The 16145-nt window shown below is 68.4% G+C and carries 15 protein-coding genes and 1 pseudogene; 6 read left to right on the plus strand and 10 right to left on the minus strand.

Features of this window, described 5'->3' with window-relative positions:
• The first annotated feature begins 106 nt into the window (after positions 1-106).
• Both ABZT74_RS22740 and ABZT74_RS22745 read left to right on the plus strand, forming a co-directional pair.
• Complete coding sequence (locus ABZT74_RS22740) at positions 107-505, plus strand: OB-fold nucleic acid binding domain-containing protein (RefSeq protein ID WP_355871266.1); 399 nt, start codon at positions 107-109, stop codon at positions 503-505.
• Positions 506-508: 3 nt separating this feature from the next.
• Entirely contained in the window at positions 509-1267 is a 759-nt protein-coding gene (locus tag ABZT74_RS22745; protein ID WP_356164822.1) for a DUF3159 domain-containing protein, read from the plus strand.
• Positions 1268-1380: 113 nt separating this feature from the next.
• Here the strand turns inward: ABZT74_RS22745 and ABZT74_RS22750 are convergent, their stop codons facing one another.
• A complete protein-coding gene (locus tag ABZT74_RS22750; protein ID WP_355871260.1) occupies positions 1381-2058 on the minus strand; it encodes a TrkA family potassium uptake protein in 678 nt (225 codons plus the stop codon).
• Positions 2058-2729, minus strand: a complete 672-nt coding sequence (locus ABZT74_RS22755) for a TrkA family potassium uptake protein (protein WP_355871257.1) — start codon at positions 2727-2729, stop codon at positions 2058-2060. The genes ABZT74_RS22750 and ABZT74_RS22755 overlap by 1 nt, the downstream gene beginning before the upstream one ends.
• Positions 2730-3153: 424 nt before the next feature.
• On the opposite strand from ABZT74_RS22755, the gene ABZT74_RS22760 reads away from it, so the two are divergent.
• Positions 3154-5202 carry an APC family permease gene (locus ABZT74_RS22760; RefSeq protein ID WP_355871255.1) on the plus strand — a complete coding sequence of 683 codons (2049 nt, stop codon included), beginning with the start codon at positions 3154-3156 and terminating at the stop codon, positions 5200-5202.
• A gap of 233 nt (positions 5203-5435) precedes the next feature.
• Positions 5436-6764 carry a class I SAM-dependent RNA methyltransferase gene (locus ABZT74_RS22765; protein ID WP_356164825.1) on the plus strand — a complete coding sequence of 443 codons (1329 nt, stop codon included), beginning with the start codon at positions 5436-5438 and terminating at the stop codon, positions 6762-6764.
• A gap of 201 nt (positions 6765-6965) precedes the next feature.
• On the opposite strand, the gene ABZT74_RS22770 is transcribed toward ABZT74_RS22765, so the two are convergent.
• The 8 genes and pseudogenes from ABZT74_RS22770 to ABZT74_RS22805 all read right to left on the minus strand — a co-directional run bounded on the left by ABZT74_RS22770 (position 6966) and on the right by ABZT74_RS22805 (position 14895).
• Entirely contained in the window at positions 6966-7130 is a 165-nt protein-coding gene (locus ABZT74_RS22770) for a hypothetical protein (protein ID WP_356437568.1), read from the minus strand.
• A 254-nt stretch (positions 7131-7384) separates the two neighbouring features.
• Positions 7385-9277 carry a DUF2075 domain-containing protein gene (locus tag ABZT74_RS22775; protein WP_356437571.1) on the minus strand — a complete coding sequence of 631 codons (1893 nt, stop codon included), beginning with the start codon at positions 9275-9277 and terminating at the stop codon, positions 7385-7387.
• Between the two features lie 247 nt (positions 9278-9524).
• Positions 9525-9760 (minus strand): annotated as a pseudogene (locus ABZT74_RS22780) (hypothetical protein).
• 169 nt (positions 9761-9929) lie between these two features.
• Positions 9930-10703 carry a hypothetical protein gene (locus ABZT74_RS22785; protein WP_356437574.1) on the minus strand — a complete coding sequence of 258 codons (774 nt, stop codon included), beginning with the start codon at positions 10701-10703 and terminating at the stop codon, positions 9930-9932.
• A 58-nt stretch (positions 10704-10761) separates the two neighbouring features.
• Positions 10762-11838 carry a hypothetical protein gene (locus ABZT74_RS22790; RefSeq protein ID WP_356437578.1) on the minus strand — a complete coding sequence of 359 codons (1077 nt, stop codon included), beginning with the start codon at positions 11836-11838 and terminating at the stop codon, positions 10762-10764.
• Positions 11838-12491, minus strand: a complete 654-nt coding sequence (locus tag ABZT74_RS22795) for a hypothetical protein (protein ID WP_356437581.1) — start codon at positions 12489-12491, stop codon at positions 11838-11840. The genes ABZT74_RS22790 and ABZT74_RS22795 overlap by 1 nt, the downstream gene beginning before the upstream one ends.
• A 231-nt stretch (positions 12492-12722) precedes the next feature.
• Complete coding sequence (locus ABZT74_RS22800; RefSeq protein WP_356437584.1) at positions 12723-14498, minus strand: hypothetical protein; 1776 nt, start codon at positions 14496-14498, stop codon at positions 12723-12725.
• 211 nt (positions 14499-14709) lie between these two features.
• Positions 14710-14895 (minus strand): hypothetical protein, encoded by a 186-nt coding sequence (locus ABZT74_RS22805; RefSeq protein ID WP_356437587.1) that lies wholly within the window; start codon positions 14893-14895, stop codon positions 14710-14712.
• Between the two features lie 260 nt (positions 14896-15155).
• On the opposite strand from ABZT74_RS22805, the gene ABZT74_RS22810 reads away from it, so the two are divergent.
• Positions 15156-15416 (plus strand): hypothetical protein, encoded by a 261-nt coding sequence (locus ABZT74_RS22810; protein WP_356437590.1) that lies wholly within the window; start codon positions 15156-15158, stop codon positions 15414-15416.
• Between the two features lie 92 nt (positions 15417-15508).
• Positions 15509-16096, plus strand: coding sequence for a restriction endonuclease (locus ABZT74_RS22815; RefSeq protein ID WP_356437593.1), 588 nt, complete (start codon positions 15509-15511; stop codon positions 16094-16096).
• The last annotated feature ends 49 nt before the right edge of the window (positions 16097-16145 follow it).

The following is a 16145-nucleotide window of genomic DNA, read 5'->3' on the forward strand; positions in this document are numbered from 1 at the left end:
TACGGAGCGTGACGCCGTCGGCCGGCCCCGCGATCCCCGCCGCCCCCGCTTCGGTCCCGGGAACCGTGGGTACGAAGGTGTCAACGCTCACCGGTACGCTTTCGGTATGAGTGCTGTTCCTCGTTCCGAAAAGCCGGCGGGCCGGTTCCGGCGCATGATGGACCGGCTCTCCTCGACCCAGGAGGACCTGGAGTCCGAGGAGCTGCGGGAGGACACCGCGACCACGGGCTGCACCCGTATCGGCGACTGCCAGGACCGGCAGATCGTCACGGTTACTGGTACCTTGCGCACGGTCACTCTGCGGCCGCGGGCAGGCGTCCCGGCCCTGGAGGCGGAGCTGTTCGACGGCTCGGCCGCCCTGGACGTGGTCTGGCTCGGCCGCCGCTCCATCGTCGGCATCGAGCCCGGGCGCAAGCTCATCGCATCCGGCCGCATCTCGATGAGCCGGGGCCGTAGGGTGCTGTTCAATCCGAAGTACGAACTCAGACCGCTCGGACGGGAGTAGCCGGTGACGTCGCTCGACAAGCCGACCGAAGACCCCCAGCACGATTCCAGGGCGGTGACGGAGGCCGCACTCTTCGAGGCCTTCGGCGGCGTGCGCGGCATGGTCGAGACGGTGGTGCCCGGCCTGCTCTTCGTCACCATCTTCACGATCAACAAGGACCTGCACTGGTCGGCCATCGCCGCCCTCGCCGTGTCCCTGCTGCTCGTCGTGGTCCGCCTGGTGCGGCGCGACACCGTGAAGCACGCCTTCAGCGGCGTCTTCGGTGTCGCCTTCGGCGTGGTCTTCGCGATGATGACCGGCAACGCCAAGGACTTCTACCTGCCGGGCATGCTCTACACGCTCGGACTCGCCGTCGCCTACATCGTCACGACCCTCGCGGGCGTCCCGCTGATCGGCCTGATCCTCGGCCCGGTCTTCAAGGAGAACCTCTCCTGGCGCACCCGCAACCCCGGCCGCAAGAAGGCGTACGCGAAGGCCAGTTGGGCCTGGGGCCTGATCCTGCTCGCCAAGTGCGCGGTGCTCTTCCCGCTCTACTGGTGGGGCGACACCACGCAGTTCGGCTGGGTGCTCATCGCCCTGAAGATCCCGCCGTTCCTGCTCGCCGTCTGGCTGACCTGGGTCTTCCTCGCCAAGGCGCCGCCGCCCATCGACGTGTTCGCGGAGATGGAGGCGGAGGAGAAGGCCGAGAAGGAGCGCAAGGCCGCCCTCGCCGAGGAGCGCGGCGAGAGTGCCGCCCCGGCCCGGCACCGCCGCGAGGCCTAGCCACTCCCCGAGCGGACGACGACGCTCGTACCTCTACGACGACGCTCGACCTCTACGACGATGGGGCGCCCGGAGAATCTCCGGGCGCCCCATCGTCGTAGAGCGGGCGGCCGCTAGCTCGACGCGTCCTCGCGGCGCACCGACAGCAGGTCCTCCAGCTGCTCCTCGCGGGCCTGGGCGGCCACGAAGAGGAGTTCGTCGCCGGCCTCCAGGGAGTCCTCCCGGGAGGGCGTCAGGACGCGGGTGCCGCGGATGATGGTCACCAGGGAGGTGTCCTCGGGCCACTCGACGTCGCCGACGGTCGTGCCGGCCAGGGCGGACTCCGGCGGCAGGGTCAGCTCGACGAGGTTGGCGTCGCCGTGGCTGAAGCGGAGCAGCCGCACCAGGTCGCCGACGCTGACGGCCTCCTCGACGAGGGCCGACATCAGACGCGGGGTGGAGACGGCGACGTCCACGCCCCACGACTCGTTGAACAGCCACTCGTTCTTGGGGTTGTTCACCCGGGCGACGACCCGGGGCACGCCGTACTCCGTCTTCGCGAGCAGGGAGACGACGAGGTTGACCTTGTCGTCACCCGTGGCCGCGATGACCACGTTGCAGCGCTGGAGCGCGGCCTCGTCCAGGGAGGTGATCTCGCAGGCGTCGGCGAGCAGCCACTCCGCCTGCGGGACGCGCTCGACCGAGATGGCGGTCGGAGCCTTGTCGATCAGCAGGATCTCGTGGCCGTTCTCCAGCAGTTCGCCCGCGATCGAGCGGCCCACGGCACCGGCACCGGCAATGGCGACCCTCATCAGTGACCCGCCTCTTCCTCAGGGCCCTTGGCGAACGCCGCCTCGACCTTGTCCACCTCGTCGGTGCGCATCATCACGTGCACCAGGTCGCCCTCCTGCAGGACCGTCTGCGAGGTCGGCAGGACCGCCTCGCCCAGCCGGGTGAGGAACGCGACGCGGACGCCCGTCTCCTCCTGGAGCCGGCTGATCTTGTGGCCCACCCAGGTGGGGGAGGTGTGCACCTCGGCGAGCTGCACACCGCCGGTGGGGTCGCGCCACAGCGGCTCGGCGCCCGAGGGCAGCAGCCTGCGGAGCATCTGGTCGGCCGTCCAGCGGACGGTGGCGACGGTCGGAATGCCGAGGCGCTGGTAGACCTCGGCGCGGCGCGGGTCGTAGATGCGTGCCGCGACGTTCTCGATGCCGAACATCTCGCGGGCCACGCGGGCGGCGATGATGTTCGAGTTGTCACCGCTGGAGACGGCGGCGAACGCGCCCGCCTCCTCGATGCCCGCTTCGCGCAGGGTGTCCTGGTCGAAACCGACTCCGGTGACACGACGGCCGCCGAACCCGGAGCCCAGCCGACGGAAGGCGGTGGGGTCCTGGTCGATCACGGCGACCGTGTGCCCCTGCTGCTCCAGGTTCTGGGCAAGAGCGGAACCAACTCTTCCGCAGCCCATGATGACGATGTGCACGACCGTCCTTCCGGATGTCAATGGTTACGGCTCGGGCAAACAGGGTCTCAGACCGCCGCCCAAGCTACACACGCGCGGTCACCCGGCGGCACCCCTGTGCAGCGTCGCCTGCGCTTTTTCGCGCGGCGGCCGGGAGAGCGCGGCGGACGGCCGGTCTCAGCGCCGTGTGATGCTGCGAACACTCGCGAGGGTCAGGATTCCGAGGCCGACCAGACCGACAGCGGCGCCGATGAGCTCCGGGCTCAGGTGCATGGGTTCTCCAAGGCGGTCAGAGTGGGGGGTTTTGTCATATAGACACGCGAGGCTCCGGGACCACGGAATCCGCAGCCGGAGCGGCCCCCGATTTCACCCGGAGAGCAGATGGTGAGACGAACAGGGACGGCGGGTGGGCGGCTGCCAGTTCGAGCCCTTACGATTCCCTGTTGTGTCCAAACTGACCGACGTGCCCAAACGGATTCTGATCGGGCGGGCCCTGCGCAGCGACCGGCTGGGCGAAACGCTCCTGCCGAAGCGCATCGCCCTGCCCGTCTTCGCATCCGACCCGCTCTCCTCCGTGGCGTACGCGCCCGGAGAAGTGCTGCTGGTCCTTTCCATCGCGGGCGTGTCGGCCTACCACTTCAGCCCCTGGATCGCGCTCGCGGTCGTCGTGCTGATGTTCACGGTGGTCGCCTCCTACCGCCAGAACGTGCACGCGTACCCGAGCGGCGGCGGCGACTACGAGGTGGCCAACACCAACCTCGGACCGCGGGCCGGCCTCACGGTCGCCAGCGCCCTGCTCGTCGACTACATCCTCACCGTCGCCGTCTCCATCGCCTCCGGCATCGAGAACCTCGGCTCGGCGGTCCCCTTCGTGGTGGAGCACAAGGTCCCCTGCGCGGTCGCCGTCATCATCCTGCTCACGCTGATGAACCTGCGCGGGGTCAAGGAGTCCGGAAAGCTCTTCGCGATCCCGACCTACGTCTTCGTCGCCGGCGTCTTCATCATGATCGCGTGGGGTGCCTTCCGCGGCCTCGTCCTCGGCGACACCATGCGGGCGCCCACCGCCGATTACCACATCAAGGCCGAGCACCAGGGGCTCGCGGGCTTCGCCCTCGTCTTCCTGCTGCTGCGCGCCTTCTCCTCCGGCTGTGCCGCCCTCACCGGCGTCGAGGCGATCTCCAACGGCGTCCCGGCCTTCCGCAAGCCGAAGTCGAAGAACGCCGCGACCACGCTCGCGGCGATGGGCCTGCTCGCCGTCACCATGTTCTGCGGCATCATCGCCCTCGCCATGGTGACCAAGGTGCGCATGGCCGAGAACCCCGCCACCGACCTGATCCACAACGGCATGGCGGTCGGCGCCGACTACGTCCAGAACCCGGTGATCTCCCAGGTCGGCGAAGCCGTGTTCGGCAAGGGCAGCTTCCTGTTCATCGTGCTGGCCGCCGCCACCGCCCTCGTCCTCTTCCTGGCCGCGAACACCGCATACAACGGCTTCCCGCTGCTCGGCTCGATCCTCGCCCAGGACCGCTACCTGCCGCGTCAGCTGCACACCCGCGGCGACCGCCTCGCCTTCTCGAACGGCATCGTGCTGCTGGCCGGCGCCGCGAGCATGCTCGTGATCATCTACGGGTCCGACTCGACCCGGCTGATCCAGCTCTACATCGTCGGCGTGTTCGTCTCCTTCACGCTCAGCCAGACCGGCATGGTCCGCCACTGGAACCGCCACCTGGCCACCGAGACCGACCAGGCCAAGCGGCGCCACATGGTCCGCTCCAGGGCCATCAACGCCTTCGGCGCCTTCTTCACCGGCCTCGTCCTGGTCGTCGTCCTCGTCACCAAGTTCACGCACGGCGCCTGGGTCGCCCTGCTCGGCATGGTGATCTTCTACGTGACGATGTCCGCGATCCGTAAGCACTACGACCGGGTCTCCGAGGAGCTCGCCGCCCCCGACGGACCGTCCGACGACAGCGTCCGCCCCTCACGCGTCCACTCCGTCGTCCTGGTCTCCAAGATCCACCGCCCCGCGCTGCGGGCCCTCGCCTACGCCAAGCTGCTGCGCTCCGACACCCTCGAAGCGCTCAGCGTCAACGTCGACCCGGCCGAGACCAAGAACCTGCGCGACGAATGGGAGCGGCGCGGCATCGACGTGCCCCTGAAGGTCCTCGACTCGCCCTACCGCGAGATCACCCGGCCCGTCATCGAGTACGTCAAGGGCCTGCGCAAGGAGTCGCCGCGCGACGCCGTCTCCGTGATCATCCCCGAGTACGTGGTCGGCCACTGGTACGAGCACCTGCTGCACAACCAGAGCGCCCTGCGTCTCAAGGGCCGCCTGCTGTTCACACCCGGCGTCATGGTCACCTCGGTGCCCTACCAGCTGGAGTCCTCCGAGGCCGCGAAGCTGCGCGCCCGCAGGCGCCAGGACTGGAACGCGCCGGGTGCGGTGCGGCGGGGCCCCGCGCACGAGCGCCCCAAGGAGCCGACCGCCAAGAAGTGACGGCGGAGGACGGGTGAGGACCCTGGCGGGTGCGAGCTGCCGGGGTCGGCCTGACGGGATGGCCTGAGGGGATGGCCTGTCGCGGTGGCCCTGACGGGATGGCCTGTCGGGTTGGCCTGTCAGGGTTGCGATGGCGGGCCGGCCGACGGGTGCGATCGGCGGGCGCCGGAAGCACGTAGACTGGTCGGCTGTTGTCCGGCCGTACCCCCCATCGCATCTGGAGTCACCCCACCATGCAGGCAGAACCGAAGAAGTCGCTGGTGGGGGAGGAGTACGAGGTCGAGATCGGGCCCGTCGCGCACGGCGGTCACTGCATCGCCCGCACGGACGAGGGCCAGGTCCTCTTCGTCCGGCACACACTGCCCGGTGAGCGCGTCGTGGCACGCGTCACCGAGGGCGAGGAGGGCGCGCGGTTCCTGCGCGCCGACGCGGTACGGATCATCGACGCGTCCAAGGACCGTGTCGAGGCACCCTGCCCGTACGCCGGCCCCGGCCGTTGCGGCGGCTGCGACTGGCAGCACGCCAAGCCGGGTGCGCAGCGCCGCCTGAAGGGCGAGGTCATCGCCGAGCAGCTGCAGCGTCTCGCGGGCCTCACGCCCGAGGAGGCCGGCTGGGACGGCACCGTGATGCCCGCCGAGGGCGACAAGCTTCCCGCCGGCGAGGTCCCTGCCTGGCGCACGCGCATGCAGTACGCGGTCGACGCGGACGGCAACGCCGGTCTGCGCCGCCACCGCTCGCACGAGGTCGAGCCCGTCGAGCGCTGCCTGATCGCCGCCGAGGGCGTCACCGAGCTCGGCATCGAGGACCGTGACTGGGCCGGCATGGTGTCCGTCGACGCGATCGCCGCGACCGGATCCCAGGACCGCATGGTGATCCTGGAACCGCAGCCGGGCGCCCGGCTGCCGCTCGTCGAACTCGACAAGCCGGTCTCCGTGATGCGGGTCGCCGAGCAGGACGGCGGCATTCACCGCGTCCACGGCCGCGCGTTCGTCCGCGAGCGGGCCGACGGCCGTACCTACCGGGTCGGCAGCGGCGGCTTCTGGCAGGTGCACCCGATGGCCGCCGACACCCTCGTCAAGGCCGTCATGCAGGGTCTGCTGCCCCGCAAGGGCGACATGGCCCTCGACCTGTACTGCGGCGTCGGCCTCTTCGCCGGCGCCCTCGCCGACCGCATCGGCGACCAGGGCGCGGTCCTCGGCATGGAGTCGGGCAAGCGCGCCGTGGAGGACGCCCGCCACAACCTCGCCGGCTTCGACCGCGTCCGCATCGAACAGGGCAAGGTCGAGGCGGACCTCCCGCGCACCGGCATCACCGAGGTCGACCTCATCGTCCTGGACCCGCCCCGCGCGGGCGCGGGCAAGAAGACGGTGGAGCACCTGGCGTCGCTCGGCGCCCGGAAGATCGCCTACGTCGCCTGCGACCCGGCGGCACTGGCCCGGGACATCGCGTACTTCCGCGACGGCGGCTACAAGGTGCGCACGCTGCGCGCGTTCGACCTGTTTCCGATGACGCACCACGTGGAGTGCGTGGCGATTCTGGAGCCGGTGAAGAAGGACGCGTGAGTTGCTTCTGCAAGGGGCGGCGCGGGTAGGACGTGGGGCCTCGTGCCCCTCGCTCCTTCCCGCGCGCTCGTGCCTGAGGTGACGTGTTCAGGAAGTGCGCCGGGGCCGCTCGGCGGGAACCGCGCCGGCCGCCCACGAGGCAGCGAGCGTTTCACCCGCTGACGGGCGATGGAGCTCGTCCATGAACAGGATCAGTCCTTTCTAGCCGAGCGCCTTGGGGTGCTCGGCGATCACGGACAGGCCGGCGTCGAGCGAAGTGAATCCGTGCTCGTCCTCGCCGGCGTTCTTCGCGAAGCGGCGCAGCAGGTGCGTGCTCCCGTCCTGGAGTCGAGCAGTTGAGGCGTCCAGTCGAAGGCCTCGCCCCACTCGTCCTTTTCATCCGGCGTGCCGCCGCCATCCGCTGAGGTGAGGCCGCCGATGACAGCCCGGTCGCCCGTCCGAGACAGTGTTGCCCGGATGTCTTCGAACAGAGTCCGGGCGGTACACCTGCGGTGTCGGCGCCTCGGGGTGCAGCTTTTTGACGTGGCTCACGTCCCCGCCGAGGATCCGCTGCTCCAGGACCTTCGCCCCGAGCATGTGGTGGGGCACGAGCGGCTGCTGAACCATGAACGATCACCCGACTACACGAGGACGGGCACTTCCACCCCGGATGTCGGCTGTACCAGCGAGCGCAGCTTGTCGCGCGTCTCCGGGTCCGTCGAGTAGATGATCGTGCCGACCATGCCCCGGGTCAGCAGCACCTTGTAGGTGTTGCGGATCAGCCGGTCGATCTCGCTGTCCGGCGTCGCCTTGGTGAAGATCGGGTCCTTGGACGCCGCCCGGTCGACGACCCATCGGTCGGTCCGCCACACAAGGTCGGGTCCGATGATCACGCCCGACCAGTCGTACTCGAAGCCCTGCGCGGTGTAGACGCAGCCGACCTGTCCGAACCCAGCCGGATCCGTGGCCCACAAGGGTGCGGGCGGTGCCCCGAGGAGGGACCGGTCGCCGCTGACGTTCCAGGGTCGCGCCCAGTGACCAATGACGATGTCGGTGGGAAGCGCCGTCATGTCCGGGGTGAACTTAGTGGTCCACTTCCAGCAGTAGCCGGCCGTCATACGCGCTTCGTAGTCCTCCTCGCGGCGGGCGACGAGGAAGTCCTCCAGCTCTTGAGGGCTCTCGGCCGTCCGCAGCTCCAGCTTGCCGTCCGGCTCCCACACGCCGGGTGTTCCGCCCTCCAGCCCGAGGAGGTCGACGACCCACTTCTCGTACGCGTCGCTCCCGCCGCACCGGAACTGGCCGTCCAGCTCCACGACCGTGCAGTCGAGGCCCTGTTCGGCGGCGGCTCGCTTGATCTCCTCCTTGGTCCCCATCTCGCCGGGCCGCACCACCTGGTGCTGGTCGAGCAGGAACACCGGCACCCGGGCCGCGTCGATCAGTTCAGCCACCTGCGGACGGCCGGTGCGTAGTTCCGCCTTTGTATAGCGGTTGGCAGAGGTCTTGCGCAGCCGATGGGCCTCGTCGCAGATGAGCACGTCGAGGTCGTTCGGCTCGGCGTCCATGAAGCTGTTGAAGTACAGGAACAGCTTCCGCACGGCGGGCATGCGCGCCCCCGCGACCTTGCGCATGGTCTTGGTGAACGAGGCGGAGCCGGTCGCGTGCAGTGCGGTCACCCCACGCCGGTACAGCTCGCCGAGAAGCGACAGGGCCACGACACTCTTGCCGGAGCCGGGACCGCCGGTCACCACGACGACCTGCTTGTGGTTGGACCGCTTCGCCTTGCGGACGGCGGACATCACCTGCTCGTACGCGACCCGCTGCTCAGCGAGGAGGACGAACTGCTCACGGTCACGGATCTCGGCCGCCGCGACGGCCATCAGCTGTTTCGACGGCCGGATCCTGCCGCTGAGCAGTGCGTCCGCCGCCTCCGCGCCGGGCTTCGCGGCGAGCCGCGAGCGCAGGAAGTCCATGAAGGCACCGCGCTGTTGGCCGGTGTACATCCGCCCGTGCTGGTCCTCCTTTACACCCCGCAGCCCCGCAATCCCGAACTCGGTCGCGTTGTGCAGGAACGCCACTCCGGCCAGGGACTTCGGCATCCGCTCCAGCGCGCCGTTGAACGACAGCAGGTACTCGCAGTAGCCGCGGACCTGCTCGATCGGGTTGAGCACGGGATGCGCGTACGCGTCGATGCGGCAGAGGAGCGGCTCGTCCTCCTCCGGGTACGCCGAACTCCACTGCTTCAATTCGACCACGACGTAGGACGGTTCGCCCGTGGTCGGATGCACGCCCGCGAGTACGGCGTCGGCTCGCTTGCTGGTGAGGGGCAGGCTGTACTCGATGAGTACCTCGACGTCGCCGAGTCCGGCGTCCATGAGTGCGTTGACGAGAGCCGGGAGGCTGCGTTCCCAGGATCGTACCTCCGCCTGTCCGGCCCTCCGGCCGTGCTGATGACGGAAGTTCTCGGTCAGATGCAGTGCCAGCGACCCTTCGATGATGCGGGTGGCCACGGACGCCGCGGACTCACGGAACAGCAAGGCAATGCCCCCAGGCAGCACGAAGAAGACTCGTGCGGGTGGGGGCATGTCCTTCGGCGTCCGCCGCGCGCTCACGCGAGGCGGATCAGGAAGCCCGTCGGGCCGCTGAGATGGTTCTCGCCATCCTAGGTGAGCGGGTTGATCAAGGGGAGGGGGATTGATGCGGAGCCGGCCGGGGCGGGCTGCGGGATCGGGGGCCCGCCTCGGGGATTCGGGCCGGTGGTTGCGGTGGCAGAGTGCGGTGCGGCTATCTCGGCTCTCTGCTGTGGGCGTTCGCCTCGGCGACGAGGGCGCGTAGCAACTCGGCCTGGCTCAGGACCCGGAGGCGGTCCCGTTCGGCGTCCCATTCGCGGCCACCGCAGAGGGGCGGACCTGTAGGTATGGTCCTTCGTGGCCCAAGACCAGCCCGTGATAATCCTGCCGGGTGTCGTGGACGGCGGCGCCCACCTCCGGGACCGGTTCCAGGCCCGGAACCGGCGTCATGAACCGACTCCACCGCAGATCACGTCCGCCAGCAGCAGGGCGACAGGCGTAGAGCAGACCCCGAGGTGGAGGAGCACATAGCGGGCCTCGTCCGCACGGTAGTCCTGGGTACGGATGTGCCGACCCGTGAAAGGGGGCCGGAGTGGCGTCGGTACCCGCGTCTCCCCGCTCAGTCGTGCGGGACTTCCTCGATCACGGTCTCCTTGAAGCGCCACGAGCCCCGGTTGTTCATCGCCTCCGCACGCAGGCCCATCTCCCAGGCGATCCGGGCTGCTCGCTGCTGCGGCAGGTCGGGATACTCCTCGGGCTGCACCTTGATGTAGCCGCGGCGGTCGGCGGAGTACGTGCGCAGGGCCTCGCGGAGCTTCTCCTCCTGCTCTTCCTGCGTGGCGTGGTCGCCGGAGACGGCCCTGTACATCGTGCGCATGCCGCTCCCCGGCTTTCCCTTCGTTCGCCGCCTCGCGGCGTCCGACCCACGCCACGTCATCCAGCCGACGGCGCCGAGTGCGGCGAGCGCGAACGCACCCGATCCGAGTGCTTCGCCCGTCGCATCCGCCTGGCCCGGCGTCCGAGGACGTAGCTCGCCCTGGGGGTCCTCGAACACCGTCACCTTCTGGCCGATGTCGTGGAGGTCGGACGAGGTCTTCATGACCGGCCCCGGCACCTTCGTACCGTCCTGATGCTCCAGTGCGTAGTTGTAGTCGCGGTTCCTGCGCCCCTCGGCGGGGTCGCGCCACTGCTTCACGACCGTGGCTGTCGTCTTCTCCCCGCGCTGCCGCAGCGTGAGATCGTCGCGAGCCATGGCGGCGACGTAGACGGACATCAGCGAGACGGCCACGATGAACAGTGCCGCGTACGTGCTGGACTCCTTGGCGCCCAGCTTCCGGATCAGCAGGATGGTGAGTACGGCGTGCACGATCCAGTCGACCGACAGGTCGCTCACTGCTCCCCCGTTCCTGTGCTGATGTGTGTCTTCGCCCGCCGCCGCAGAACGTCCGATATCAGCGGTTGATGGACTGGATCTCCTGGACATCCATGTCCTGAGTGGTCTCGAACGTGCCGTTCGGCAGGTTCCCTCCCGTGCCGCCGCTGCCCTGCCAGGAGATCTGCCAGGTGATGGACGCGCTCAGCCGGTACGGCTTGCCGTCGGTGGCACGCAGGTAGGTGATCCCGCACGGTGGGGTCCTGCCGGCGTCGCCCTTGGTGTAAGGGGTGCCGATGGAGCCGTCGTCGTCGATCGCGCAGTCACCGGAGGCAGGGTAGGTATCGGCGTCGTCCGTGCCCGGGTTCAGGTGGAGGGCGACGGGCTTCGCGGTCGTTTCCGCCCACACTCCCGCGGCCGCCAGCTCGGCGCGGACCTTGACCGGCTTGAAGGTGCCCTTGCCCAGCCACACCCAAGTCGGCAAGTTCACGGTGGACTTGGTGTCCGGCTTCGCCTCGACCTCGGTCTCCGGAACCTTGATCTTGTTGTAGGCGTAGGCGGCGAGGACGTCAGGGGTGGGGGCGTGCTTGTCGGCGGGGAGCGTTCTGGCGTTCTGCCAGAACAGGGTGTCCTCGCAGTCGTACGACTCGGGGTCGTTCGCCCTGTCCTGGTTGATCACCCCACGCCAGAACATGCCGTTCTTGCCGAGGTTGTAGTTCTCGTAACCGTCCCCGATGCCGTTCTCGGCCTTGCCCTTCTCATAGTGGTCCACCATCAGGTCCTCGCCCCAGCTGAGGGTGGGGGTGACGGGTACCAGATTCGAGTTGGGGTTCTTCTTGAGCCGGTCCACCGCGGCCTTGAGCGCCTGTGGCGTGGCCACCGGTTCGTACCAGCACGCCGGCGGCTTCCAGTTGGGGTCCACGGGGGCGAGAACCTTGGGTGATGTACCTGAGGTACCGCCGCTGAGCTGCGTGACCTTGATGCCGGTGGCGGTGGCCTTGGCGTTCAGCGTGCTGCCGGACGAACCGCCGGAAGGGCCTGGAGGGGGTGGTGCCTGGCCCTTCTTGTCTCCGATGGCGAACGCGGCCGGCGAGGCGAGGAGCAGGGCGGCGACGGAGGTGACCACAAGGCTGCACGCCCTCGGTGCGGACCGCATCAGCCGCAGCCGCCGGCGACCGTCGTCAGGGACACGTTCTTCCAGACGCCCTGTGAGGTCTTGTCCAGCCTCGCGCGGTACTGCAGCACGGACTCGGGCTTGTCGGGGGTGGTCGTGACCTTGCCGGTCTTGCGGTTCTTCGTGGACGCCTTGCGTTCGTCGACGCAGTAGAAGAGCACGCCCGAACCGCTGTCGTTGATGTGGACCTGAGGGCGGTAGACCGTGACCTTGCCGATCAGGCCGTCGTCGGTGTCCGTGAAGCTCTTGACCCACTTACGGGCGGACGTCAGGGAAGTCCCCGAGTTGTAGAACGCCACCGCGTCCGAGTCCGGGTTCGCTTGGATGATCGCCGCGTACTTCGACCTCAGCTCCTCCCTGCCGTCGTTCAGGATCGCCTGGAGCTTGGGATCGCTGTTCGTCCAGCCATCGAAGTTCGCCTGGAACTCCTTGGAGAGTGTGATCTCGGGCCGCTTGACCCCGTCCGACGGGGATGTCGGAGCAGAAGCGCTCGCTGACGGTGTCCTGCCGCCGGTCTCCGCCCCCTTGATCTTGTCCGAGGACGAGTCGTCGCCCCCTCCCGAGCCGCAGGCGGTCAACAGCAGGGCCGTGGATACGGTGAGCGCGGCTACGACGAGCCGGGCGGGGCGGTTCACTCGGGACTCCTGGTGAGGTGGGGGTTGCTCAAGCGAACCAACGCTATCCGTGGGACACGGGGTGACACCAGTTGGGATCACGTCAAGACGGGGCAATTGCTGCTGGACAGCGATGTTTTGATCGCGGTGGCCGCCGTGAGGGATCTGCCCGGTCTCAGGTGCAGTGGTTGCCACTTGTGACGGCGGGCCCTGACGTCGGGTCTTCGCGGTCCGCGGCGATGGGATCGAGGTCTACTCGGTATCGGAGGTGGCGGCCTCGGACCCAGTCGGTTTCGTGGACGGCGTCGCGCCGGTGATCTCGCTCTTCGTGCCCGCCTCGATAGGGGTACGGGCCCGCCGTCGAAGCTCATCGCGTTCGACGTCCGGGATCGTCATCGACTCGGCGAGCACGGCGGCGAGCGCGTCCACTTGAGCGTTGTCGATGTCGGCCTGGAAGAGCCATCGGGTGTTCTCGTCGCGTGTGATGACGTCGATCGTCACGCGTGTGTTCTTGTCCTGTGCGGTCTTCGCTCGGACGTAGCGCACCTGGTCGATCGGGATGTCCCCACGGATCTCGCCCTGTTCGAGGAACGCGTTCGTCCTGGCCGTGATGATGCGGCGGTCCGTGACGGCGACCAGGGTCTTCGCCGCCATCTTGTCCCTCGCGGACGCCAGCTTGTCCTTCGCTCCGCTGAAGATCGCGGAGATCGGAGCGAGAGCGTCGAGCTGATCGGGGAAGCCGATGACGCGCAGGGTCTCACCGTCCTTGAGGAACCATCGCAGGACGCGAAGGTACGGGGCGAGATCCAGTGCTTCGGGTGCGCAGACGACGTCCGGAGCTTCGAGCTGAGGGGCCGGCGGATGGAGGGCGTCGGCAAGAGGCTCGATCGCCTCCAGAAGAAGAGCGGAGGTCTGGCGGGTCGCGATCGAGTCCTTCTTCCGCTTCCCCGGCAGTTGCAGCGTGTCGCGTCCGGGGAGTTCGGCGATGATGCGCAGTTCCCGTGTCAGCGAGTCGACGAGGCTCGTCGTCTCAGTGAGGGCGGCGTCGAGCTCCGTGCGAGTGTCGCGCACGATGGACTCGACAAGCAGGGCCTCGCCGGTGTCTTCGGGGCCCGCGGCTCTCGCCCGCGCGGCGTGCAGCGCTTGGTATCCGATCCATGCCTTGACGGAGGACAGGAGGGCGTGCGCGTCGAAGACGATAGCTTCGGCGTTCGTCTCGAGGTACTCACGGCGGGCATGTCCGTCGAGCTGTTGGATCTGCCGGATGTGATCGCCGACGTTCAGGCGGTACAGGTCACGCTGCGTACGCAGGTCCGCCCTCTTGCCCGCGACGGTTTCCCACAGGGATGTCGGGACCGATCCGACCTCTCGCGCTTGGACGACCACGTGGTCGACGGTGGCGACGAGCGCCGTCAGCTCGGCCCACTGTGCGAGGCGAACCTTCGTGAGTACCTGACTGGTCAGCGCGATGTTGGTTCTGACGAGACCCTCGACCTCAGTCAGCTGCATCTGAAGGGCGACCATGGCCAGGGCAGGCCCGATCGAGGCGGCGTTCTGCGCCGCGCTCACCGCATTCACGGGGATGAAACGGGACTGAGCGATGATGCGGCCCCGAAACATCACTGTTCCGAGGTTCGCGCCGTCCTTGACTGCGAGCGTTCCGCCGGCCTTCAGGAGGGCCTGTGTCGCGCGGCTGATCCGGTAGAGCCCCTGCGCGCCGGCGTAGGCGTGTCCGAGGTTGCCGGCCACGGTCGCCGCGTTCCCGATCGAGGCGAGGACCGTGGAGATCTGCTTGCGGTCGGCGACCGACACGAACCCGAAGTCGAGCAGATCGGGCTTGAGTTCCGGGGGGACCTCGCCGAAGACCATGGCAATCCCGGGGAGCACCTCCGCTATGACCGTCGATGCGGCCGCCGCGTCGTTGTCCGGGTCAGGCGTCGGATCGTCCAGGACCGGCGAGCCGGTGGTGTCGCTCTGGCCGCTCCCCTCAGGCTCGGCGTGCTCCATCGAGTCCGAAGGGTCCTGCATGCGATCTCCTACCCGAGAGGGTGCGCGACGGCCAGACGTTGTCGGCCTTTACTGCCGGAGCGTACAGTTCGACGCCCGCCGGTTCAGCCCGTATCCATCGGGTTTATTCCGAACTGGTTGGTGCCGGGAGCGGGTGCACTTAGCGGCGCGGAACCGTTACCGACGGCGCTTTGACTGGAGTGCTGACCGATAGTCCTCGTGCTCTGCGCTGTTACGAGACGGTCCTCATGTGCCGTTCTTGCTGGTCACACAGCTGTGCCTGGGCGGTGAAGGTGAAGTTCGACCAGGCCCGCCAGGGATCGCCGTCCGGCAGCTTCTCCCGGATGGCCTCCAGACCGCGGAATTCATGATCAAACTCGGAGTCGGTGACCGTGGTCCATCGGCTGCCTTGCCGCATGTGCCGTTTCCGCCTCTTAGTTCCGTGCCCGGTCGCCGCCCGTTCGTGGCCCTACCTGCTGTTTCCGCCGCGTCACGGACCTGCTGAATCCTAGCTCCGGCCTACGACAACGGGTAAGTCGTCCGCAAGGCCGCAGCCCTCGGTCGGCGCGCGCGAGGCAGACAGGGTGAGGGACGGCGTCGCCAACGCTTCAATGCGCCCCCGTTTCGGCTGGTCCGGCCGAAGACCTACTGGCCGGGGCGGTGCCTTTTCCTATACCCATGAACAGGAAGGCGTGGGGCGGGAAACGGGGGGATCCGATGCTGCTCGTCATGGTGTTACTGGTGATCGGCGGCACCGCGCTGGTGTCGCGGTGCGGAGGCCCGACCCACTTCCAACGGCCGTGTCGCCGTAGACGGAATGGTCTGTTCGCACGCTGCCAGGACCACACCTTCACTTTGATCACCATCACCGACCTGGCGGGCCTCGCGCTGTTCGGGTTGGCCTGCGGCATGTGGGCGCTCTTCGGCGCGGCCGTCTGATGAGGCGCAGGCGGAGCCAAGGAGGGTGGAAGGCAGTCCCCTGGTGGGGCTGGGGTGGGGGAACTCTGGCTGTGGTCGGTGCTCTGTGGCAGATGGCGCAGATGTGGCCTGTGCGAACAGGCTTCGTGCTGGCCTTCGTGGCAGCGGGAATCGGCCTGAAGCCGAGGATGCCGGCGCTGCGCAGATGGACCGACCGCACGGCAATCCCCGCAGGCCCCGTACGGTATTCGCTGGCGCATCTTGATTCGCTGGACCCCCGGGGGTTCGAAATGGCGGTCTGTTCCTTGCTGCGCCGGGACGGGCTGACCGCCGAACATGTGGGCCGAGCGGGAGACAAGGGCGCCGACGTACTTGTCGTCGACCATGCGCGACGACGCGTCGTCGTGCAGTGCAAGCGGCTGCGTCCGGACCGAAGAGTCGGGGACCAGGATGTTCAGCGGGTCAACGGCACATACCGTCACGACCACGGCGCGCAGTTCGCGGTGATCGTCACCACCGGTGGCTTCACGGCGGCCGCGAGAGCCAGCGGTCCGCGCTATGGGATTCGCCTGGTGGACCGGGATGCCCTGGAGAGGTGGGCGGATCTGGGAGAGCCGCTGTACAGGATTCTGCGTGTCCCGGACGACGGCGCACCACGCAGGCGCTGGGCGCCCAGATCTTGGCAGCGGGAAACGCACTAGGGTGACGATAGATCATGGATGCTCCACAACTCGGTTGTGAAGCAGTCGA

Source organism: Streptomyces sp. NPDC005302 (assembly GCF_040607345.1).
Lineage (GTDB): Bacteria > Actinomycetota > Actinomycetes > Streptomycetales > Streptomycetaceae > Streptomyces.

What these genes read in the sequence shown, in the direction of transcription:
- ABZT74_RS22740 (WP_355871266.1), top strand. Translation starts at nt 107, where the DNA reads ATGAGTGCTGTTCCTCGTTCCGAAAAGCCGGCGGGCCGGTTCCGGCGC.
- ABZT74_RS22750 (WP_355871260.1), bottom strand. Translation starts at nt 2,058, where the DNA reads ATGAGGGTCGCCATTGCCGGTGCCGGTGCCGTGGGCCGCTCGATCGCG.
- ABZT74_RS22765 (WP_356164825.1), top strand. Translation starts at nt 5,436, where the DNA reads ATGCAGGCAGAACCGAAGAAGTCGCTGGTGGGGGAGGAGTACGAGGTC.
- ABZT74_RS22790 (WP_356437578.1), bottom strand. Translation starts at nt 11,838, where the DNA reads ATGCGGTCCGCACCGAGGGCGTGCAGCCTTGTGGTCACCTCCGTCGCC.
- ABZT74_RS22800 (WP_356437584.1), bottom strand. Translation starts at nt 14,498, where the DNA reads ATGCAGGACCCTTCGGACTCGATGGAGCACGCCGAGCCTGAGGGGAGC.
- ABZT74_RS22805 (WP_356437587.1), bottom strand. Translation starts at nt 14,895, where the DNA reads ATGCGGCAAGGCAGCCGATGGACCACGGTCACCGACTCCGAGTTTGAT.
- ABZT74_RS22810 (WP_356437590.1), top strand. Translation starts at nt 15,156, where the DNA reads ATGAACAGGAAGGCGTGGGGCGGGAAACGGGGGGATCCGATGCTGCTC.
- ABZT74_RS22815 (WP_356437593.1), top strand. Translation starts at nt 15,509, where the DNA reads ATGGCGCAGATGTGGCCTGTGCGAACAGGCTTCGTGCTGGCCTTCGTG.